The 21,673-nt window shown below is 53.3% G+C and carries 17 protein-coding genes; 5 read left to right on the top strand and 12 right to left on the bottom strand.

Annotation, left to right across the window (positions count from 1 at the left end; all coding sequences use genetic code 11):
* Positions 1–47 precede the first annotated feature (47 nt).
* A complete protein-coding gene (gene glpK / locus HGO41_RS17520; RefSeq protein WP_013577587.1) occupies positions 48–1,571 on the bottom strand; it encodes a glycerol kinase GlpK in 1,524 nt (507 codons plus the stop codon).
* A gap of 45 nt (positions 1,572–1,616) precedes the next feature.
* The gene (locus HGO41_RS17515; protein ID WP_013577586.1) at positions 1,617–2,465 is read right to left on the bottom strand and encodes an MIP/aquaporin family protein; all 849 of its coding nucleotides are present in this window, start codon (positions 2,463–2,465) and stop codon (positions 1,617–1,619) included.
* 577 nt (positions 2,466–3,042) lie between these two features.
* Here HGO41_RS17515 and zapB point away from each other — a divergent pair.
* Complete coding sequence (gene zapB, locus HGO41_RS17510; protein ID WP_013577585.1) at positions 3,043–3,282, top strand: septal ring assembly protein ZapB; 240 nt, start codon at positions 3,043–3,045, stop codon at positions 3,280–3,282.
* A 64-nt stretch (positions 3,283–3,346) separates the two neighbouring features.
* Here the strand turns inward: zapB and rraA are convergent, their stop codons facing one another.
* The 7 genes from rraA to priA all read right to left on the bottom strand — a co-directional run bounded on the left by rraA (position 3,347) and on the right by priA (position 11,435).
* Complete coding sequence (rraA, locus tag HGO41_RS17505; protein ID WP_013577584.1) at positions 3,347–3,832, bottom strand: ribonuclease E activity regulator RraA; 486 nt, start codon at positions 3,830–3,832, stop codon at positions 3,347–3,349.
* Between the two features lie 120 nt (positions 3,833–3,952).
* Positions 3,953–4,879: a 1,4-dihydroxy-2-naphthoate polyprenyltransferase gene (locus HGO41_RS17500; protein ID WP_013577583.1), complete on the bottom strand. Its 927-nt coding sequence runs from the start codon at positions 4,877–4,879 to the stop codon at positions 3,953–3,955.
* A gap of 94 nt (positions 4,880–4,973) precedes the next feature.
* A complete protein-coding gene (gene hslU / locus HGO41_RS17495; RefSeq protein ID WP_013577582.1) occupies positions 4,974–6,308 on the bottom strand; it encodes an ATP-dependent protease ATPase subunit HslU in 1,335 nt (444 codons plus the stop codon).
* A 12-nt stretch (positions 6,309–6,320) separates the two neighbouring features.
* On the bottom strand, positions 6,321–6,851 hold the full coding sequence (gene hslV / locus HGO41_RS17490) for an ATP-dependent protease subunit HslV (protein ID WP_015690599.1): 531 nt from the start codon (positions 6,849–6,851) through the stop codon (positions 6,321–6,323).
* A gap of 115 nt (positions 6,852–6,966) precedes the next feature.
* Positions 6,967–7,908 carry a cell division protein FtsN gene (gene ftsN, locus HGO41_RS17485; RefSeq protein ID WP_071823634.1) on the bottom strand — a complete coding sequence of 314 codons (942 nt, stop codon included), beginning with the start codon at positions 7,906–7,908 and terminating at the stop codon, positions 6,967–6,969.
* Positions 7,909–8,007: 99 nt separating this feature from the next.
* The gene (cytR, locus tag HGO41_RS17480) at positions 8,008–9,036 is read right to left on the bottom strand and encodes a DNA-binding transcriptional regulator CytR (protein WP_041689037.1); all 1,029 of its coding nucleotides are present in this window, start codon (positions 9,034–9,036) and stop codon (positions 8,008–8,010) included.
* Positions 9,037–9,239: 203 nt separating this feature from the next.
* A complete protein-coding gene (priA, locus tag HGO41_RS17475) occupies positions 9,240–11,435 on the bottom strand; it encodes a primosomal protein N' (protein ID WP_015690597.1) in 2,196 nt (731 codons plus the stop codon).
* A 201-nt stretch (positions 11,436–11,636) separates the two neighbouring features.
* Between priA and rpmE the strand changes: the two genes are divergently transcribed.
* Positions 11,637–11,849 (top strand): 50S ribosomal protein L31, encoded by a 213-nt coding sequence (gene rpmE / locus HGO41_RS17470; RefSeq protein WP_013577577.1) that lies wholly within the window; start codon positions 11,637–11,639, stop codon positions 11,847–11,849.
* 170 nt (positions 11,850–12,019) lie between these two features.
* Here rpmE and metJ read toward each other — a convergent pair whose 3' ends face one another.
* Positions 12,020–12,337 carry a met regulon transcriptional regulator MetJ gene (gene metJ / locus HGO41_RS17465; RefSeq protein ID WP_004392248.1) on the bottom strand — a complete coding sequence of 106 codons (318 nt, stop codon included), beginning with the start codon at positions 12,335–12,337 and terminating at the stop codon, positions 12,020–12,022.
* 330 nt (positions 12,338–12,667) lie between these two features.
* Here metJ and metB point away from each other — a divergent pair, with 330 nt between their 5' ends.
* The 3 genes from metB to metF all read left to right on the top strand — a co-directional run bounded on the left by metB (position 12,668) and on the right by metF (position 17,422).
* Positions 12,668–13,828 (top strand): cystathionine gamma-synthase, encoded by a 1,161-nt coding sequence (metB, locus tag HGO41_RS17460; protein ID WP_013577576.1) that lies wholly within the window; start codon positions 12,668–12,670, stop codon positions 13,826–13,828.
* Positions 13,829–13,830: 2 nt separating this feature from the next.
* The gene (locus HGO41_RS17455) at positions 13,831–16,266 is read left to right on the top strand and encodes a bifunctional aspartate kinase/homoserine dehydrogenase II (protein WP_013577575.1); all 2,436 of its coding nucleotides are present in this window, start codon (positions 13,831–13,833) and stop codon (positions 16,264–16,266) included.
* Between the two features lie 247 nt (positions 16,267–16,513).
* Positions 16,514–17,422, top strand: a complete 909-nt coding sequence (gene metF / locus HGO41_RS17450) for a methylenetetrahydrofolate reductase (protein WP_013577574.1) — start codon at positions 16,514–16,516, stop codon at positions 17,420–17,422.
* A gap of 72 nt (positions 17,423–17,494) precedes the next feature.
* On the opposite strand, the gene ppc is transcribed toward metF, so the two are convergent.
* Both ppc and argE read right to left on the bottom strand, forming a co-directional pair.
* Positions 17,495–20,140 carry a phosphoenolpyruvate carboxylase gene (gene ppc / locus HGO41_RS17445; protein WP_013577573.1) on the bottom strand — a complete coding sequence of 882 codons (2,646 nt, stop codon included), beginning with the start codon at positions 20,138–20,140 and terminating at the stop codon, positions 17,495–17,497.
* 290 nt (positions 20,141–20,430) lie between these two features.
* Positions 20,431–21,582 (bottom strand): acetylornithine deacetylase, encoded by a 1,152-nt coding sequence (argE, locus tag HGO41_RS17440; protein WP_041673179.1) that lies wholly within the window; start codon positions 21,580–21,582, stop codon positions 20,431–20,433.
* Positions 21,583–21,673 lie beyond the last annotated feature (91 nt).

Raw genomic sequence — 21,673 nt, 5'->3', positions numbered from 1 at the left:
CCGGATGGGGAGTTTCAGAAAGGGGTGTTGGTGATAATATCTGGCGATTACTCGTCGTGATCTTCCCACGAACGAACGCGTGCCACCGCTTTTTGCCAGCCTTTATAGCGGACATTACGTTCCGTCGTTTCAATGCTTGGGCGGAATTCACGTTCGATGGTCGCTTTGCTGCGCACTTCTTCCAGGTCGTTCCAGAAGCCGACGGCCAGACCTGCCAGGAAAGCAGAACCCAGCGCGGTGACTTCCAGCACTTCAGGGCGCTCAACGCGGGTGCCAAGAATGTCTGACTGGAATTGCATCAGGAAGTTGTTGGCCACCGCACCGCCGTCCACACGCAGTGCCTGCAGACGAGCGCCCGAGTCTGCCTGCATGGCATCCAGTACGTCGCGGGTCTGGTAAGCGATAGATTCCAGCGTCGCGCGGATGATGTGGTTGCTGTTCGCACCACGGCTCAGACCGAAGATTGCGCCGCGGGCATACGGATCCCAGTAAGGGGCGCCGAGGCCGGTAAAGGCAGGCACTACGTAAACGCCGTTCGTGTCTTTCACTTTCATGGCGAAATATTCGGAGTCAGTTGCGTCGCTGATCAGCTTCAGTTCATCACGCAGCCACTGAATGGACGCACCGCCGACAAACACAGCCCCTTCCAGCGCGTAGTTGACTTCGCCGCGCGGGCCGCAGGCGATGGTAGTCAGCAGGCCATTTTTAGAGGCGACCGCTTCAGTACCGGTATTCATCAGCAGGAAGCAGCCAGTGCCGTAGGTGTTTTTCGCCATACCCGGTTGTACACACAGCTGACCATAGAGCGCCGCCTGCTGGTCACCTGCGATGCCAGCGATAGGAATACGCGTACCGCCTTTACCACCAATGTTGGTCTGGCCGTAAATCTCAGAAGAAGAGCGAACTTCCGGCAGCATTTCACGTGGAATATCCAGCACTTCCAGCATGCGCTCATCCCATTGCAGATCATGGATGTTGAACAGCATGGTACGCGAAGCGTTGGTGTAATCCGTCACGTGAACACGTCCCTGCGTCATTTTCCAGACCAACCAGGTGTCGACGGTGCCGAACAGCAGTTCGCCGCGTTTAGCGCGTTCGCGAGAACCTTCAACGTTGTCGAGGATCCACTTCAGTTTGGTGCCGGAGAAGTAAGGGTCGATAACCAGGCCGGTGTTATGGCGAATGTATTCTTCCAGACCGTCTTTTTTCAGTTTTTCGCAGATGTCAGCAGTTCGGCGACATTGCCAGACAATCGCGTTATAGATTGGCTTGCCAGTTTCTTTTTCCCACACGATGGTGGTTTCGCGCTGGTTGGTGATACCGATACCGGCAATCTGATCGGAGTTAATGTCGGCTTTCGCCAGCACTTCCACCAGCACCGAGCTTTGCGATGACCAGATTTCCATCGGGTCGTGCTCAACCCAGCCTGACTTAGGGTAGATCTGGGTGAATTCGCGTTGTGACACGCTGACGATATTGGCATCGTGATCCAGCACTACCGCGCGTGAACTGGTTGTACCCTGGTCGAGTGCAACAATGTATTTTTTTTCGTGAGTCGTATCTGCTGACATAATATTCATCCTGCGAATGAGTAAGCTGTGGAACAGTTTAGCCGATCAGGCCTTACGCTGTTTGGATGGCTGAGGTGCTTTTTCTTCTGCCGGCTCATTAATCTGATTTGGCAAATGGCGGCCGATCAGCGCTTTATACGCGATGGCACCCAGAGAAGCACCGAGCAGCGGGCCAAAAATCGGCACCAGGAAATAAGGAATATCGCGCGCGCCGGTGAAGGCAACCTTGCCCCAGCCAGCGAAGTAGGCGAAGACTTTCGGACCAAAGTCACGTGCCGGGTTCAGGGCGAATCCGGTCAGTGGCCCCATGGAGGCACCGATAACCGCGATCAGGATACCGATCAGCAATGGCGCCAGCGGACCACGTGGAATGCCGTTGCCGTCATCGGTCAGGCCGAGGATCAGCGCCATCAGAATGGCCGTAATCACCGTTTCTACCAGAAACGCCTGCAATACGCTGATGTGCGGGTTTGGATAGGTAGAGAAAATACCGGCCAGATCCAGACTTTCGACGCTGCCGCGCACCATGTTGTGGCTTTGCTCAAAATCGAAGAACAGGTTGTAGTAAAGGCCGTAGACCAGTGCGGCGGCGCAGAAAGCTCCCGCGACCTGCGCAATGATGTAAGGCAGAACTTTGCGTCCTTCAAAGTTTGCAAACAAACAAAGTGCGACGGTCACCGCCGGATTCAGGTGTGCGCCGGAGATGGCGGCAGTCAGGTAGATGGCCATTGCCACACCCAGACCCCAGATAATACTGATTTCCCACTGGCCAAAGGTTGCCCCGGCAAGTTTCATTGCTGCGACACAGCCCGCACCAAAGAAAATGATAAGCCCGGTACCCAGAAACTCAGCGATGCACTGACCTTTTAATGTGGAACTCATGGTTTGGCTCATAGTTTGATCCTGCTAAGGATGATGTTAATGGTTAGTTATAATTTTTCTGTTATGTCGTTTGTCAACGTAATCGGATTTTGGCGTTCATCATTAAATGAGAACGTAATGTGAATTTATCGTTAACGAGCATAAACGAGAAATAGCGAAATCAAATTTTGTGTGTCGCGTCATAAAAATGAGCGATTTCGCGTATTGCTGGAACTTGATGCAGCGCAAAAAGTCCATGATTTAACATTTTCAGCCGCCATTTGTGACAAACGAACATCAACATGCCTTCCCGCGCAGCGGCTAAGGTTATTCGGCATTAAACAGTATTTCTGGTGTGTGACGCTGCTTTTTAAGCATTTCCTGATACCCGGCGCTGTTAAATTGCAACAGACTGCGTGGATAAAGGGGTTGCGGGTAGACAGAACAAAGCTGGCTACATACAATCACCCGTTAAGACACACGCTGGTTTTGCGCAATTCTCTGATGAATTCGTTATAAAAATCGACGGAGTGCAGGAATTTTTGAGCCGTGTCCGGACGATGCGGCAGAACATAAGATGTGCGCCTTGCGAACATAAGGGGACCGAAAAATGTCATTTGAAGTATTTGAGAAATTAGAAGCTAAAGTTCAGCAAGCGATTGATACCATTACTCTGTTGCAGATGGAAATCGAAGAACTGAAAGAGCAGAACAACACCCTGTCTCAGGAAGTTCAGCAAGCCAGCGGCAACCATGAGTCTCTGGTGCGTGAAAATGCGCAGCTGAAAGAAGAACAACACGTATGGCAGGATCGTCTGCGTGCATTGTTGGGAAAAATGGAAGAAGTTTAATTACTTCATATTCCAAATAAAAAAGGACGCCAAGGCGTCCTTTTTTGTTGTGCTCAGAAGGAAATCACTCAATATCGAGCGGGTCTTCGGACAGCACGATACCGGTATTATCGGCATAAAGATGGTCGCCGGAGAAGAAGGTGACGCCGCCGAAATTGACACGAATGTCGCTTTCGCCAATCCCTTCACTGCCTGCGCCAGCCGGGATAGCCGCCATCGCCTGGATACCCAGATCCAGCTCTTCGAGATCATCAACCTGACGGACTGCACCGTAAATCACGATGCCTTCCCATTCGTTTTGCAATGCAAGGCGTGCCAGTCCGGCATCCAGCAGTGCGCGACGAACAGAACCGCCACCATCTATCACTAATACACGGCCACGGCCATTTTCTTCCAGCAGGTCATAAAGCAAGCCATTATCTTCGAAGCATTTCACGGTGGTGATTTGCCCGCCAAATGAAGTACGGCCGCCAAAGTTGGAGAACAAGGGTTCAACGACATTCACTTCTTCATGGTAGATGTCGCAAAGTTCGGAAGTATCGTATTTCATAGGATTTCATCTGGTTGCTGCATGAGTGTTCAGTATATCCCTTTCCGGCGGATGTTGGCAAAATCATCAATTGTTAAATGTGAAAAGTGACCTGATAAACGCACATCAGGCCAACTTTACTCAATTGAGCAACAGACCCACTGCAAACAAGACGTTAGTCAGCAACGCGGTTTTTACCATATGTTCCAGCAACGGGCGGACTTCAGTGGATGTTGTCGATTTCATCACCCGCATCAGATGTTTTGCCAGCATTGGGAGCGCCAGGATAAACAGCCAGCCGGTCCAGTGAGGCAGGTGCAGGGCGGAGAAAATCACCAGACACAGCACGGCGGCGGTCAGAATGATGGCGTGATAGCGTCGTGCGTTAACCGGCCCGAGGCGAACCGCCAGGGTATTCTTGCCGTTGGCGCTGTCGGTTTCGATATCGCGCAAATTATTGATATTGAGTACCGCAGTGGACAGCAAACCTGTCGCCGTCGCCGGAAGCATTACGATCCAGTCGAAATAGCCTGCCTGTAAATAAAACGTCCCTGCGACACTGATCCAGCCGAAGAAGATCAGCACGGAAATATCGCCAAGTCCCATGTAGCCATAAGGTCGTGTGCCGACGGTATAGGTAATGGCGGCGCCAATCGACAGCAAGCCGAGGATCAGAAACCCGACCACGTCACTGGGCTTATGACAGGCCACGGCAATAAGCGCAGTACCGCAGATAAGGGTCAGCGCGATGGTCAGGATAATCGCGCGCTTCATCTGCCCGGCGGTAATCAGGCCCTTTTGCATGCCGCGTAAGGGCCCGACGCGTTCCGGCGTGTCACTGCCTTTCTCGGCATCGCCATAGTCATTCGCCAGATTTGACAAAATTTGCAAACAGCCCGCAGTCAGCAGCGCCAGTAGTGCAATGAGCGGATGGAAAACGCCTTGCAGGCTGGCAATGGCAGAACCCATAACGATAGAAGCAAACGCCAGTGGCAAGGTTTTCGGGCGCAGGCTTTCGAGCCAGGCGCGGGCGGGGGTTGTCGGAGTGAAAGGCGTGATTGTGCTCATAGGTGATTTCTCAGGTGAAGAATCAGTCCGAAATCTAAAAAAATCAGGGAGGCAAACGCCTCCCTGAAGATCACTTTCGGAACGTATGAGCAAATTATAAGATAAAACGGCTCAGATCTTCATCAGCTACCAGCTGGTCAAGGTGGCTTCTAACATAATCTGCATCAATGTTTATGGAGATACCGTTGCTTTCGCTGGCATCGTAAGAGATATCTTCCATCAGACGCTCCAGAACGGTATGCAGACGACGCGCACCTATGTTCTCGGTGGTTTCGTTCACCTGCCATGCGGCTTCCGCAATACGGCGGATACCGTCAGCGGTGAAATCAATGGTTACGCCTTCGGTCGCCATCAATGCTTTGTACTGATGAGTCAGCGAAGCACTTGGCTCGGTCAGTATGCGTTCGAAGTCTTCAGTCGACAGCGCCTGCAGTTCCACACGAATAGGCAGACGACCCTGCAACTCAGGGATCAGGTCTGACGGGCTGGCCGTCTGGAATGCGCCGGAAGCGATAAACAGAATGTGATCGGTTTTCACCATGCCGTGCTTGGTAGACACCGTACAGCCTTCCACCAGAGGCAGCAGGTCACGCTGAACACCTTCGCGGGAGACGTCCGGGCCTGAACTCTGGCCGCCACGTTTACAGATTTTGTCGATCTCATCGATAAACACGATGCCGTGTTGCTCAACGGCCTCGATTGCCTGTTCTTTCAGATCTTCCGGGTTCACCAGTTTCGCGGCTTCTTCTTCGATCAGCAGCTTCAGCGCTTCTTTGATTTTCAGTTTGCGCGGTTTCTGTTTCTGAGCACCCATGCTCTGGAACATCGACTGCAACTGATTGGTCATTTCTTCCATACCCGGAGGGGACATGATTTCCACGCCCATCGGGCCGGATGCCAGGCTGATTTCAATCTCTTTGTCGTCGAGCTGGCCTTCACGCAGTTTTTTGCGGAAGTTCTGGCGTGCAGCAGAAGGTTCCTGCGCTTCGTCAGGTTGTCCCCAGTTGTTTTTCGCTGGCGGGATCAGCACATCCAGAATACGTTCTTCGGCCAGTTCTTCAGCACGATAACGGTTTTTCTCAATAGATTGCAGGCGCACCATTTTTACGGCGGAATCGGTCAGGTCGCGGATAATGGAATCCACTTCTTTACCGACGTAACCGACTTCCGTGAATTTAGTCGCTTCTACTTTGATGAACGGCGCGTTAGCCAGCTTCGCCAGACGGCGGGCAATTTCGGTTTTACCGACACCGGTCGGACCGATCATCAGAATATTTTTCGGGGTGACTTCGTGGCGCAGCGCTTCATCAAGCTGCATCCGGCGCCAGCGGTTACGCAAAGCAATAGCCACGGCGCGTTTCGCTTTATCCTGGCCAATGATGTAACTGTCTAACTCGCTGACGATCTCGCGCGGGGTCATCTCAGACATAATTTTCGATCCTTACGCTTTAGAAGACAATTCTTCGATAGTGTGGAATTGGTTGGTGTAGATGCAGATGTCACCGGCGATGCTCAGCGATTTTTCGACGATGTCGCGCGCTTCAAGCTCGGAGTTTTCCAGCAACGCGCGTGCAGCAGCCTGGGCATACGGGCCACCGGAACCAATGGCAATCAGATCGTTTTCAGGCTGGATAACGTCACCGTTACCGCTGATGATAAGCGAGGCGTTTTCATCGGCCACGGCCAGAAGGGCTTCCAGACGGCGTAACATGCGGTCGGTACGCCAGTCTTTTGCCAGTTCAACGGCGGCTTTCACCAGATGACCCTGGTGCATTTCCAGTTTGCGTTCGAACAGCTCAAACAGCGTGAAGGCATCAGCCGTGCCGCCAGCAAAGCCCGCGATCACTTTGTCGTTATACAGGCGACGTACTTTTTTGACGTTGCCCTTCATGACGGTATTTCCCAATGTGGCCTGGCCATCACCACCGATAACGACCTTGCCGTTGCGGCGTACACTTACAATTGTTGTCACGAGCGGTTCCTCGTTGCAGACGGAAAAGATCCCCGCAGGTTTGCGGGACACTGAACGTGTCTCACAAACTTACGGGGCATATTGAAAGTATAGATTGGGGAAGGATTACGGGTTTTCAACCCCCGGTTGCGACGGGAATGCAACCGGAGATGCCAGCGCCTTTGAGGCGCGATAGTGTGCTGTCAGCACCAGAACGGCTGTTGTACGGGCCGATGACGACGCGACTCCAGCCACCGCCGGTGGTGATCCGGCCTTCAAAACCTTCGAATGCCAGCTTGGCGCGCTGGGATTCCGCCTGCTCAGATCCTTTGAACGAACCGCACTGAACCACAAAGCGCTGGGTTTTTTCCTGTGCTTTCGGTTTTTCCGGCTCAGCCTGGGTAATGGTGGCTGGCTGTTGCGGTTTCGGTGCTTCTTTCACCGGCTCTTTCACTTGCGGCTTCGGTTTTGGCTGAACGGGTTGCGTTTGCACCTGGGCCTGAGGCGCACGTACCGGCTGCGTTTGCGGCGTATACGTTGGCTGTGGCTGAACCTGACGCGGCTGAGTTACCGGCTGCTGCTGCGCGTACGTCGGCTGCTGTTGCTGAACCTGACGTTGAGTATGCGCCGGTGCCTGCGTGGCCTGATTCGGGTCGTTATACGGCACTTCAGACAACTGTGTTGGTGTCTGGCGCATATCGGCCTGCATCTGTTCGAGAAGCTGGCGCTGTTCAGGCGTCAGTTGTGTTTTGGATTCGACCTGTCCGCCCGCCGTCGGTTCTGTCGGCGTGGTGACGCCCATCTGGCGGTTTTCCAGTTCTTTAATGTAGCGCCAGCGTTCTTCTGGCTTAGGTGGCAATCCATTACCCGGACGGACAGCGTGCGTCGGCAACACTGTCGCTTCTTCATGTTTATTGTGCGCAATAAAATAGAGGCCACCGACAAACACCACCAGTACCGCAACGGCTAACACCACCATGGTTTTGGAGATCGTTGTGGAACTGCGTTTTTTACTCCGGCTGGTACTTTTCCGCCGCGCTCCTGAGCGCCCACGGCTTACATAGTCTCTTTGTGCCACTATCGTTTCGCTGTGTCGTGATGAATGAAGAAGTGCGTCATGTTACTCAACCCTGAACATTTACTGAAATTAAAACTGTTGAACAGCATAAAATCGGACTCACGCTTTTGGGGCAGCAGTGCTTTCCCGCACCACCAGCTCGCTATCAAGCAGCAGCGAACCGTTTTGTACCGGATTTCCCTGTAACTGCTCAAGTAATAATAACATGGCCTGACGGCCAAGCTGGAATCTCGGCTGCGCAACGGTCGTCAGCGGAGGATCGGTATACTGGCTGGCCTTGATGTCATCGAAGCCGACAACCGACAAATCCTGCGGAATGCGCAGACCCATTTTTTTCGCCTGGAACATGGCACCAATCGCCATCACATCGTTGTGGCAGAAAATCGCCGTCGGCGGCACGGGCAGGGCCATCAACTCGGTGACGGCTTGCGCCCCCGATTCATAGCTGAAATCACCATGAATGGTCAGCTTGCTCTCGACGCTCAGTCCGTTGCGGCGCAGCGCCTGCACATAACCTTGTGAACGGTACTGGCACAATGGCATATGCTTTGGCCCGGCGATGCAGGCAATACGGTGATGCCCCAGCTTGAGAAGATAATGCACAGCTTCGAACGCGGCCGTCAGGTTATCAATGTGGACTGTCGGCAGTTCAAGTTCCGGCGCAAATTCATTCGCCATCACCATCGGTGGCAAATTGCGTTGTTCTTCTTTGCTGGCATCGAAAGGTAAATCAGAGCCGAGCAGCAGCATACCGTCAATTTGCTTGGTAATGATCAGATTGATAAAGGTTTTCTCTTGCTGATTTTGCTGAGCACAATCACCGATCAACACCAGATAACCGCTTTCGGCGGCCGTGCGCTCGATCCCCTGGATCAGATCGGCGAAAAACGGATCGCAGATGTCGGGGACGATCACCAAAATAGTGCGTGATTCATTACGCTTCAGGTTGCGGGCCAGGGCATGAGGAGAATAACCGACGGCCATGACGGCCTGATCAACTTTCTGGCGAGTCGCGGCGGAGACTTTCTCCGGATTCATTAATGCACGGGATACGGTTGCTGTTGAAACGCCTGCCTGTTCAGCCACATCTTTCATTGTTGCGGCGGGTAATTCTTTCTTGTGCTCCAACGTCTCTCTCCTTGCAACAGCATCAAACTGAGACAACAACATCAACATTCCTCACCTGGCTACGCATGATGTGTAGCTCATCACATTCTAAACAGAATGTGAGTAGGATTTGTTACCTAATTTGCATTAAAAGTGTGACCCAGATGCTTTTTTCGATGCATCACGCAAAAAACCTGACTATTCACGCAAATTCGCTTTTGGAATCAGCTGTCAATCGGATCGACATCCAGTGTCCATTTCACTTTTTTGGCTTGCGGCAGACTTGAAATCAGCGGCTGAGAGCTTTTGATCAGATGCTGCAAAACGCGCCGTGAAGGATGCTGCAATAAAAGCTGCCAGCGGAAACGTCCGCTGCGTTTGGCTTGTAAGGCAGGAACCGGCCCCAGGATCCACAGCGAATCATCTTTCAGCGGACTGGATTCGAGCAGATTACGTAACTGCTGAAGGAACAGCGCAGATTGCTGATTATCGTGGTCTTCCGAGCGGATCATAATGTGGCTGGTATAAGGAGGAAGGAAGACGCTTTTGCGCTCCGCCAGGGTCTGTCTGGCGAACTCGTCGTAGCCCTGCTGCAACAGCACCTGTAACAGCGGATGTTCGGGATGGTGAGTTTGCAATACGACTTCACCCTGTTTGCCTGCACGTCCGGCACGGCCTGAAACCTGCGTATAAAGCTGGGCAAAGCGCTCGGCAGAACGGAAATCTGCCGAGAACAGCGCGCCGTCGACATCCAGCAATGACACCAGCGTAACATCAGGGAAGTGGTGCCCTTTTGCCAGCATTTGGGTGCCGATAAGAATACGTGCGCCGCCACGATGGACTTCATTCAGGTGTTGTTCCAGCGAACCTTTCCGGCTGGTGGTATCGCGGTCAATGCGCGTGATTGGCGTATCCGGGAACAACGGCGCCAGTTCGTTTTCCAGCTGTTCTGTACCGACGCCGACCGAGACCAGTTGTGTTGAGCCGCAATGCGGACACTGATGCGGCACGGCGCGCTGACTGTCACAATGGTGGCAGCGTAACTGACGCTGATTCTGGTGCAGAGTGTAATAGTGATCACAGCGCTGACATTCGGCTATCCAGCCACACTCATGGCAAAGCAGGGCAGGCGCATAGCCGCGGCGGTTGAGGAACAGCATGACCTGATTATCGGCTTTCAGATGCTCCTGCATTTTCTGGATCAGCGGTTGAGACAGCCCGACTTTCAGCTGCAACCCTTTTAAATCCAGCAAATTCTGACGGGCGAGTTTGGCATTTCCGGCACGTTTGGTCAGTTTGAGCTGACGATATTTCCCCAGTTCAACATTGTGCAGCGTTTCCAGCGCCGGGGTTGCCGAGCCCATAATAATCGGGATATTTTCAGCGTGAGCGCGGTACACCGCCAGATCACGGGCGTGATAGCGCCAGCCTTCCTGCTGCTTATAAGAACTGTCGTGTTCTTCATCAATGATAATGACGCCGAGGCGCGCAAACGGTGTAAACAGCGATGAACGGGTGCCAATGACGATGCCCGCTTCGCCATTGCGCGCCCGCAGCCAGACGGCGAGGCGTTCGCTGTCGTTCAGGCCGGAGTGCAGCACATCCACCGGCGCACTGAAACGTTCGCGAAAACGTGCGATGGTTTGCGGCGTCAGGCCGATTTCCGGCACCATCACCAGCGCCTGCCGACCCTGCGCCAGAATGTTTTCCAGCACGCTCAGATACACTTCGGTTTTACCTGAGCCGGTTACACCGGCCAGCAACCAGGCGGAAAATTGCTGATCTTCACTGCGGATCGCGCCGACGGCGGTGGCCTGCTCGGTATTGAGTCGTAAACGTTCGCCGATCACCGAGAAATCCTGGCGCCAGTCGTGCGTGGCGGGCGCAATACTGCGTAAATCCGTCAGCCCTTTGGCTCGTAATGCCTGCAGGGCCGTATCGGTAAGATCAAGATCGGCAACCTGATGACGATACAACGGTTTTTGCATCAGTGCTGCCATCGCCTGCTGTTGTTTTGGCGCACGTTTGAGACTGTCGAGCGGCGTCGCGCGCCCCTCCTCGGTGGCGAACCATTGCCACAGCGGTGTAAGCTCAGCGGCTTTCCCCTGACGTAACAATACCGGCAGCGCATGGAACAGCACTTCGCCGATCGGGTAATGGTAATAGTCGGCGGCCCAAAACAAGATGCGCCACAGATCAGGGGTAAACAGACTGGAGCTGTCGAGGACTTCCCGCACCGGTTTCAGTTTCTCCAGGCCAAATTCGCTGAAGTCGCTGACCTGAGTGACGATGCCAATGGCGTCGCGTTTTCCGAAAGGCACACTGACCCGGCAACCCTTTGAAACCTGCATATCAGGCGGCAACAGATAGTCGAAAGTACGGGCGAGCGGGACGGGTAAAGCAACGTGGGCAACAGGCATTGGGGGTCCAGACTATAAAAAAATGACGAGATAGTGTACACTGTGTCCTTCGAAATGCATGAACATGATTGCGCGGTTGTCAGAGATTCTGTATGATTCGCCGCCTTTGGTGCATTTCGTACTCAAAGCCTATCATCCACTACGCGTGGTGTCTGACAGAACAGGGTTGGATAGCGACGCGGCCTTAAGAAGAGGTTTTCCATGAAACAAGGTATTCACCCTAAATATGTAGAAGTTACTGCAACTTGCTCATGCGGTAACGTTATCAAAACTCACTCAACTGTGGGTCACGATCTGAACCTGGACGTTTGTGGCGAATGCCACCCGTTCTACACTGGTAAGCAACGTGAAGTGGCTACCGGTGGCCGCGTTGACCGCTTCAACAAGCGTTTCAGCGTTCCAGGCAGCAAATAAGCTTCGCTTGAGAGCAAAAAAAGGCGCCTTTGGCGCCTTTTTTGTTACCTGTCGTTTGACGTCCCGCCAGATAAAATGCCCGTTCCCGCACTCTCTTTCTTCGCGCAGATACTGAAAAAACGCGCGACGGGAGCCGCACGGTCTTTCAGCACATCTTTGCGATGTTGCGATCAGTATTCCCAGGTATCAGGATCCACACCCAGTTCACGCATCAGGATCTTCGCCGCTTCCGGTATTTCGTCACTGCGTTCTTTACGCAGGTCTTCGTCATTCGGCAAAGGCTGACCGGTGAAGGCGTGCAGAAAAGCCTCACACAATAATTCACTGTTGGTCGCGTGACGCAGGTTGTTTACCTGGCGACGGGTGCGTTCATCGGTGAGAATTTTGAGGACTTTCAGCGGAATGGATACCGTGATTTTCTTAACTTGTTCGCTTTTCTTACCGTGTTCAGCGTAAGGGCTGACATATTCGCCGTTCCACTCAGCCATGGGACACCTTAAATTTATCAAAAAATAAAATTCTGAAAACCGCGTGATTATGCCCGATTTTCACTGTTCTCACTAAGTAAATGTCGGAATTTAACAGGGACATTTCACGTTTTTCCCTGCGGCACTGTTCATTTTGTTACCTTGAGCTTACGTCTCCCGGCACGACAGATCTGCCTGACATCTTCATTAACGCCATAATTTTAGCGGGTATTGCGCTGTTGCTCAATCTATACGCAAAGAAGTTTAGATGTCTAGATGTATTGACGTCTATAAATCCGGACGTTACTCTTTATATCCTCATCCTTCGCAATTCGTCAGGAAGAAACGATTATGACGCACAAGCAAGCCACCATTGCCGTGGGCAGTGGCCTGAACAATGATCAGCAATATGGTTGTGTAGTTCCGCCAATCTACCTTTCCAGTACCTATAACTTTGAAGATTTCAATCAGCCAAGAGCCCATGACTATTCACGTCGCGGCAATCCGTCACGGGATGTTGTCCAGCGTGCGCTGGCTGATCTGGAAGGCGGCGCCGGTGCGGTTCTGACCAGCAGCGGTATGTCAGCCATTCATCTGGTGTGTACGGTCTTTCTGAAACCTGGCGATTTACTGGTTGCGCCGCACGACTGCTACGGCGGCAGTTACCGGTTGTTCGACAGCCTGAGCAAACGTGGCGCGTATCGCGTGCTGTTTGTGGATCAGGGTGATCCACAGGCGCTGGCCGATGCGCTGAAAGAAAAGCCGAAGCTGGTGCTGATTGAAACGCCGAGCAATCCTTTGCTGCGTGTGGTGGATATTCAGGCGATTTGCGACGCGTCCCGCGCCGCCGGTGCCCTGACAGTGGTGGACAACACCTTCCTGAGTCCGGCGTTGCAAAATCCATTGCAGCTTGGTGCGGATTTAGTCGTCCATTCATGTACTAAATATCTGAACGGGCATTCTGATGTGGTCGCCGGTACGGTAATATCTAAGACCGCAGAACATGCGACAGAACTCGCCTGGTGGGCGAACAACATTGGCGTTACCGCTGCGGCCTTTGACAGCTATCTGTTATTGCGCGGTTTGCGCACGTTAACGGTTCGCGTGAAACAGCAACAGGAAAATGCACTGGCAATTGTTGCTTATTTACAAAAACAATTGCAGGTCAAAAAGCTGTATCATCCGTCGCTGCCGGAAAACCAGGGACATGAAATTGCCTGCCGCCAGCAACGTGGCTTTGGTGCCATGATCAGTTTTGAATTTAACGGGGATGAAGCTCAGTTGCGCCATTTCCTGAAAGAATTGAAGTTATTTACCCTCGCAGAATCACTGGGAGGCGTCGAAAGCCTGATTTCTCATACCGCGACCATGACACATGCTGGCATGGCGCCGGAAGCGCGCAAAGCCGCCGGGATTTCTGACAGCTTGCTCCGTATTTCTGTAGGTCTTGAAGACAGCGAAGATTTGATTGCTGATCTGGAAAATGCATTCCAGTCAGTGGCAACGAGGTAAGTATGAATGCAATAGCGGTTGCAGCGCCGGCGGGAAGTCGTCAGTTGCACAAATTTGGTGGTAGCAGTCTGGCCGACGTGAAGTGTTATCTGCGTGTCGCTGGCATTATGGCCGAGTATGCGAAGCCGGGCGACATGATGGTGGTGTCGGCGGCTGGCAGCACAACCAACCAGCTGATCAGCTGGCTGAAGCTCAGCCAGACAGACAGAATTTCTGCGCATCAGGTTCAGCAGGCTTTGCGCCGTTATCAGAGTGATTTGATAACTGGTCTGTTGCCGCCGGAAATGGCCGAACCGCTTATTGCTTCTTTTATTCATGATCTCGAACGTCTGGCTGTTTTGCTTGACGGCAAAATGACCGATGCAATTTATGCTGAAGTCGTCGGGCACGGCGAAGTCTGGTCTGCACGCCTGATGTCTGCAGTGCTGTGTAAGCTGGAATTACCGGCCGCCTGGCTGGATGCCCGTGAATTCCTGCGGGCTGAACGCGCTGCGCAACCTCAGGTTGATGAAGGCCGTTCGTATCCGCTGCTGCAACAACTTCTCGCGCAGCATCCTCAGCAATATCTGGTGGTGACCGGCTTTATCGCCCGCAGTGACGCGGGTGAAACCGTACTGCTTGGCCGTAACGGCAGTGACTATTCCGCCACCCAGATTGGCGCACTGGCTAATGCCAGCCGTGTGACCATCTGGAGTGATGTGGCCGGTGTCTACAGCGCCGACCCGCGCAAAGTGAAAGATGCCTGCCTGCTGCCGTTATTGCGTCTCGATGAAGCCAGTGAACTTGCGCGTCTGGCGGCACCGGTTCTGCACACCCGTACCCTTCAGCCGGTTTCCGGCAGCGATATTGATTTGCAACTGCGTTGCAGTTACCAGCCGGAGCAGGGCTCAACGCGTATTGAACGCGTGCTGGCTTCCGGTACCGGCGCGAAAATTGTCACCAGCCATGATGATATTTGTCTGATCGAAATGGTCATTCCTTCCGGCCACGATTTTGGTCTGGCACAAAAAGATGTTGAGCTGCTGCTTAAACGTGCGCAGATCAAACCGCTGTGTACCGGCATTCATCCTGACCGTAATCTGCTGCAACTTTGCTACACCTCTGAAGTGGCGGGTAGCGCGTTGCAGGTTCTCGAAGAGGCAGCCCTTCCGGCGCGTCTGACCCTGCGTGAAGGGCTGGCGCTGGTGGCGCTGGTCGGGGCGGGCGTGTGCAAGAATCCGCTGCACAGCCACCGTTTTTATCAGGAAATGAAAGATCAGCCAGTGGAGTTTATCTGGCAGGCCGAAGACGGTATCAGTCTGGTGGCTGTACTGCGTATCGGCCCGACCGCGCACCTGATTCAGGGGCTGCACAAAACGTTGTTCCGTGCTGAAAAGCAAATCGGTCTGATGCTGTTTGGTAAAGGCAATATCGGTTCACGCTGGCTGGAACTGTTCGCCCGTGAACAAAAGAATATTTCTGCCCGCAGCGGTTTTGAGTTTGTGCTGGCCGGTGTGGTCGACAGCAAGCGCAGTCTGCTCAATTATGAAGGGCTGGACGCCAGCCGTGCGCTGGCCTTCTTTGATGATGAATCGCAGGCGCATGACGAAGAATCGCTGTTCCTGTGGATGCGCGCGCATCCTTATGACGATTTAGTGGTTCTGGATGTCACCGCCAGCGCTGAACTGGCCGATCAGTATCTGGATTTCGCCAGCTACGGTTTCCATGTCATCAGTGCCAACAAACAGGCAGGCGCGTCGGACACGAATAAATACCGTCAGATCCGCGACGCGTTTTCAAAAACCGGCAGCCACTGGTTGTATAACGCCACTGTCGGCGCTGGTTTGCCGGTTAACCATACGGTGCGTGATTTACGCGAAAGCGGCGACAGCATTCTGGCCATCAGCGGCATTTTCTCGGGAACATTGTCCTGGCTGTTCCTGCAATTTGACGGCACGCTGCCGTTCACCGAACTGGTGGATTTAGCCTGGCAGCAGGGGCTGACTGAGCCGGATCCGCGCGATGATTTATCCGGTCAGGACGTCATGCGCAAGCTGGTGATCCTGGCGCGCGAAGCGGGGTATGACATCGAACCGACGCAGGTTCGCGTGGAATCTCTGGTGCCGGAAAGTTGCGCGAACGGTTCCGTAGATCAGTTTTTTGAAGACGGTGAGGCGCTGAACCAGCAAATGCTGCAACGTCTGGAAGCCGCCCGTGAAATGGGCCTGGTGCTGCGCTACGTGGCCCGTTTCGATGCCAATGGCAAAGCCCGTGTGGGTGTTGAAGCGGTGCGTGACGACCATCCTCTGGCCGCATTACTGCCGTGCGATAACGTGTTCGCTATCGAAAGTCGCTGGTATCGTGATAATCCGCTGGTGATCCGCGGGCCGGGTGCAGGACGTGACGTGACCGCAGGTGCGTTGCAATCTGATCTTAATCGTCTGACGCAACTTCTGTAATTCCTTACGCCTTCCCCTCTCATGAGGGGAAGGCGTAAAAAACCTCTAACTTTCCTCAGCTTCCCCTCAGCCGCATTTTCGCAACGTGAAATTCTTTCAGTTTGCGTGAAGATTAATCATCCCCTGCCATCATTTTAACGTTGACACTTTGTTCTCTTTCCGTCATTTTCTATCTATACGTTTAGACGTCCAAACGTCCATCATGACGAACCATAATCAAAACGCAGTGATCCATGAGGTAGTGTTTATGAGCTTTTTCCACGCAAACCAGCGCGAAGCGCTGAATCAGAATCTGGCTGAATTACAGGGTCAGATTAACGTTTCTTTCGAATTTTTCCCGCCTCGTACCAGCGAGATGGAAGATACGTTGTGGAGCTCTATTGATCGTCTCAGCAGCCTCAAGCCTAAGTTTGTCTCTGTGACTTACGGCGCGAACTCCGGCGAGCGTGATCGTACACACAGCATCATCAAAGGCATTAAAGAACGTACCGGTCTGGAAGCGGCACCTCACCTGACCTGTATCGATGCCAGCCGCGATGAACTGCGTCAGATCGCGCGGGATTACTGGGACAGTGGCATCCGCCACATTGTGGCTCTGCGTGGCGATTTGCCGGCAGGCGGCGGCAAGCCGGAAATGTACGCCACCGATCTGGTGCATCTGCTGAAAGAAGTGGGCGACTTTGATATTTCCGTCGCGGCCTATCCGGAAGTGCATCCTGAGGCTAAAAGCGCGCAGTCAGATCTGATTAACCTGAAACGTAAAATCGATGCTGGTGCGAACCGCGCCATCACGCAGTTCTTCTTCGATGTGGAAAGTTACCTGCGTTTCCGCGACCGCTGCGCCGGTCAGGGGATTGACGTGGAAATCGTGCCAGGCATCCTGCCGGTGTCTAACTTCAAACAGCTGACCCGCTTTGCGACGATGACCAATGTGCGTGTACCGCACTGGATGAACAGCCAGTTTGAAGGGCTGGATGACGACGCCGAAACCCGCAAAATGGTCGGTGCCAATATCGCGATGGACATGGTGAAAATCCTCAGCCGCGAAGGCGTGAAGGACTTCCATTTCTACACCCTGAACCGTGCAGAAATGAGTTACGCGATTTGCCACACGCTGGGTGTGCGTCCAGACATCGCTGTGCCGGTTCGCGCTTAATCTTTTTGCCCGACACTGAATACAAAAAACCCGCGAATTCGCGGGTTTTTCTTGGGCTGATGTCAGCGAAAACTAGCCGGTATTACGCATACCCGCTGCCACACCGGCAATCGTCACCATCAGCGCCTGTTCGACGTTGGCATCCTGCTTGCCGTCTTTTTCCAGCTCGCGGGAACGGTGCAGCAATTCAGCCTGCAAGACGTTCAGCGGGTCAGTGTAGACGTTTCGCAGTGCGATGGATTCTGCAATCCACGGCAAATCTTCCATCAGATGATCGTCGTTAGAAATCGCCAGAATGACTTTGATGTCGCTTGCCAGCTGATCGCGCAACTGCTGACCGAGCGGCCACAATTCTTTGCCGACCAGACGATGATCGTAGTATTCCGCCAGCCACAGGTCAGCTTTCGCAAACACCATTTCCAGCATACCGATTCGCGTGGAGAAGAACGGCCAGTCGCGGCACATGGTTTCCAGCTCGTCGCGTTTTCCGTCATCAACCACAGCCTGCAAACCGGCACCGGCACCCAGCCAGGCTGGCAGCATCAGACGGTTTTGCGTCCAGGCGAAAATCCACGGGATGGCACGAAGGCTTTCGACGCCACCACTGGCTTTACGTTTCGCCGGGCGTGAACCCAGAGGCAGTTTGGCCAGTTCCTGTTCCGGCGTTGCGGCGCGGAAGTAAGGCACGAAGTCTTTATTTTCGCGAACGTAGCCACGGTACATTTTGCAGGACACGTCAGACAGTTGTTCCATGATATCCACCCAGGCTTGTTTCGGCTCAGGCGGTGGCAACAGGTTGGCTTCCAGAATTGCAGAGGTGTACAGCGCCAGACTGCTGATGGTGACTTCCGGCAGACCGAATTTGAAGCGGATCATCTCGCCTTGTTCGGTAACGCGCAGGCCACCTTTCAGGCTGCCCGGAGGCTGAGACAATAACGCTGCCTGTGCCGGTGCGCCGCCACGGCCGATAGAACCGCCACGTCCGTGGAACAGAGTCAGGGCAATTCCGGCTTTCTCGCAGGTTTTGATCAGAGCATCCTGCGCACGATATTGCGCCCACGATGCGGCCATCACGCCCGCGTCTTTTGCGGAGTCGGAATAGCCAATCATCACCATCTGTTTGCCCTGAATGAAACCGCGATACCAGTCGATGCTCAGCAATTGCTTCATGACATCGTCGGCATTGTTCAGGTCGTCGAGCGTTTCGAACAGCGGCGCAACGGGCATCGGGAACGGACAACCGGCTTCTTTGAGCAGCAGGTGTACGGCCAGCACATCAGACGGCGTGCGCGCCATCGAGATGACATACGCTGCAATCGAGCCTTCCGGCGCTTCGGCAATCACCTGACAGGTATCGAGCACTTCTTTGGTGTTGGCGCTCGGTTCCCAGTGACGTGGCACCAGCGGACGTTTTGAGTTCAGTTCGCGGATCAGGAAAGCCTGTTTGTCGGATTCTGACCAGCTTTCGTAATCGCCAAGACCCAGATAACGGGTAATTTCTGCGATAGCGTCGGTGTGGCGGGTGCTTTCCTGACGCACGTCGATACGCACCAGCGGCACGCCGAAGCAGCGCACGCGGCGCAGGGTATCCAGCAACTGGCCGTTGGCAATAATGCCCATGTTGCAGGCCTGCAATGACTGGTAGCAGGCGTAAAGCGGCGCCCACAGCTGGTCATTTTTCACCAGCAAATCGTGAGGACGTGCAACACGCTCGCCTTTCAGACGGGCTTCCAGATACACCTGAGTATTGGTCAGCTGCGAACGGAGCTGTTTCATGATTTCGCGGTAAGGTTCGATGATGTCCGCACCGCCAGCCAGTTCACGCAGTTCCGGTGTGCATTCGGTCATCGACAGTTCTGACACCAGCACCGCGATATCACGCAGGAACAGATCAGTCGCTTTCCAGCGGCTCAGCAACAGCACGTGACGGGTGATATCGGCGGTTACGTTCGGGTTACCGTCGCGGTCGCCACCCATCCAGGAGGTGAAGCGAACCGGCACGGCTTCCACTGGCATTTTGTAATCCAGTGAGGTTTCCAGCTGTTCGTTCAGTTCGCGCAGAAAAGCCGGCACGCCTTCCCACAGGCTGTTTTCGACTACCGCAAAACCCCATTTGGCTTCATCCACCGGAGAAGGGCGGTTTTTGCGGATTTCATCGGTATGCCATGACTGCGCGATTAACTGACGCAGGCGGCGCATGATTTGTTTGCGCTCGTAATCGGCCAGATCATTATGGTCGAGCTGCTTGAGGCAGTTATTCACTTCCACCAGTTTGTGGATCAACGTACGACGGGCGATTTCTGTCGGGTGTGCGGTCAGCACCAGTTCGATAGAAAGCTGGTCAACGGCATCCCGTAACTGCTGCTCAGAGAGGTTTTTGGATTTCAGACGATCGAACAATTGCGCCAGCGCTTCAGGATTGCTGGCCGCTTCGCCGTGCGGCGAAATGCTGTGATATTGTTCAGCCACGTTGGCTAAATTCAGAAACTGGCTAAAAGCACGGGCAACAGGCAACAGCTCATCGTTTGAGAGGTTTTGCAACGTTGACAGTAACTCCTGTCGATCCGCGTCATTTCCGGCACGGGAGGATTTCGACAGCTTACGGATTTTCTCAACACGATCCAGGATATGCTCTCCCAACGTATCTTTGATCGTGTCGCCCAGCAATTTACCTAAAGTACTGACATTACTTCGCATTGCGGAATATTGTTCGTTCATATTACCTCTGACCCGTTCTCTCGTTTAATTTTTATATTCTGTAAATAACTTTCACCCGTCAGGCATTCTTGCCCCGTTCACCCTGCCAACCTGGCCATACTTTTTAAATGCAGCACATGTTTTAACCCAAAAACCCCTGAACACTCACGTGAAAAATGGTCTTTTTGGCGATGTCGCTGAAATTTAATTACAACAGCGGCGATATCAGTTTGGCTAATCCACCTTTTGTACAGTATCAAAGGGCGCCCGTGAGCGCCCTGATTGTTTCTTCATCAATCCTTCATTCAGTATCAGTGATAACAGAAATGATGAACAACCTGAGAAATCAGCTCACGAGTCGGTTTAATGAACGCAGTATCAATATATTCATCTGGCTGATGTGCCTGATCGATAGAACCTGGTCCGAGCACCAGCGTCGGGCACAGTTCCTGAATAAACGGCGCTTCGGTGCAGTAGTTAACGATTTCCGTCTCCACGCCCAGTAATTTCTCGACCACCTGCACCAGCGGGTGATCCGGCGGACATTCATAGCCCGGGATCGGTGGATGCAGTTCTTCAATCACAATACGTCCCGGCCAGCGTTCGCTGACGGGGGCCAGTGCCTCGTTCAACAGACCATCAATGTCGGTCAGCGTCAGACCCGGCAGCGGGCGGATATCCATGTGCATTTCACAACAGGCACAAATACGGTTTGGTGCGTCGCCGCCGTTGATATAACCAAAGTTCATGGTCGGGTACGGGATCACGAAACCACTGTGGTTGTAACGGCTTTTCAGCGTATTGCGCAGCGTCATTAAATGGGTAATCGATTCGTGCATCAGTTCAATAGCGTTCACGCCGCGGGACGGATCACTGGAATGGCCGGACTGACCGGTGATGCGGATTGCATTCGACAGATGCCCCTTATGCGCACGAACCGGCTTGAGCGACGTGGGTTCACCGATGATCGCGCAGTCAGGGCGAATTTTGGCATTTTTAGAGAAATAGCTGGCACCGGCCATGGTGGTTTCTTCATCGGCGGTCGCCAAAATATACAGCGGTTTAGTCAGTTTGGTCAGATCGACATCACGCAATGAATCGAGGATGAACGCGAAGAAACCTTTCATATCGGCAGTCCCTAAACCATAGAGCTTATTTTCATGCTCGGTCAGGGTGAAAGGATCACGTGTCCAGCGGCCGTCATCGAACGGAACGGTATCGGTATGACCCGCCAGCAGCAACCCGCCTGCACCTTCACCGGTACTGGCTAACATGTTGAATTTATGGCGTGTTCCTGGCACGGGTTGCACTTCGACTTTGAAGCCTAAATCACCGAACCAGCCTGCCAGTAGATTGATTAACGTCTCATTGCTCTGGTCCAGCGCAGCGTCTGTGGCGCTGATGGAAGGGGTGGCGATTAACGCCCGGTAGAGCTCAATAAAAGGAGGTAATTTCATCTTCACTGTTGACAGCCTTTAGTTAGGGTAGTATTCATATTCATGCAATAATTGTGAATAAAAATACAATAAGCCAGCGCGTAAGGAAACCGGAAAA

It is taken from the genome of Rahnella sp. CG8, from assembly GCF_023701875.1.
Lineage (GTDB): Bacteria > Pseudomonadota > Gammaproteobacteria > Enterobacterales > Enterobacteriaceae > Rahnella > Rahnella aceris.
Note: the sequence above shows the minus strand (reverse complement) of the source record. Positions and strands in the feature narration are given on the sequence as shown.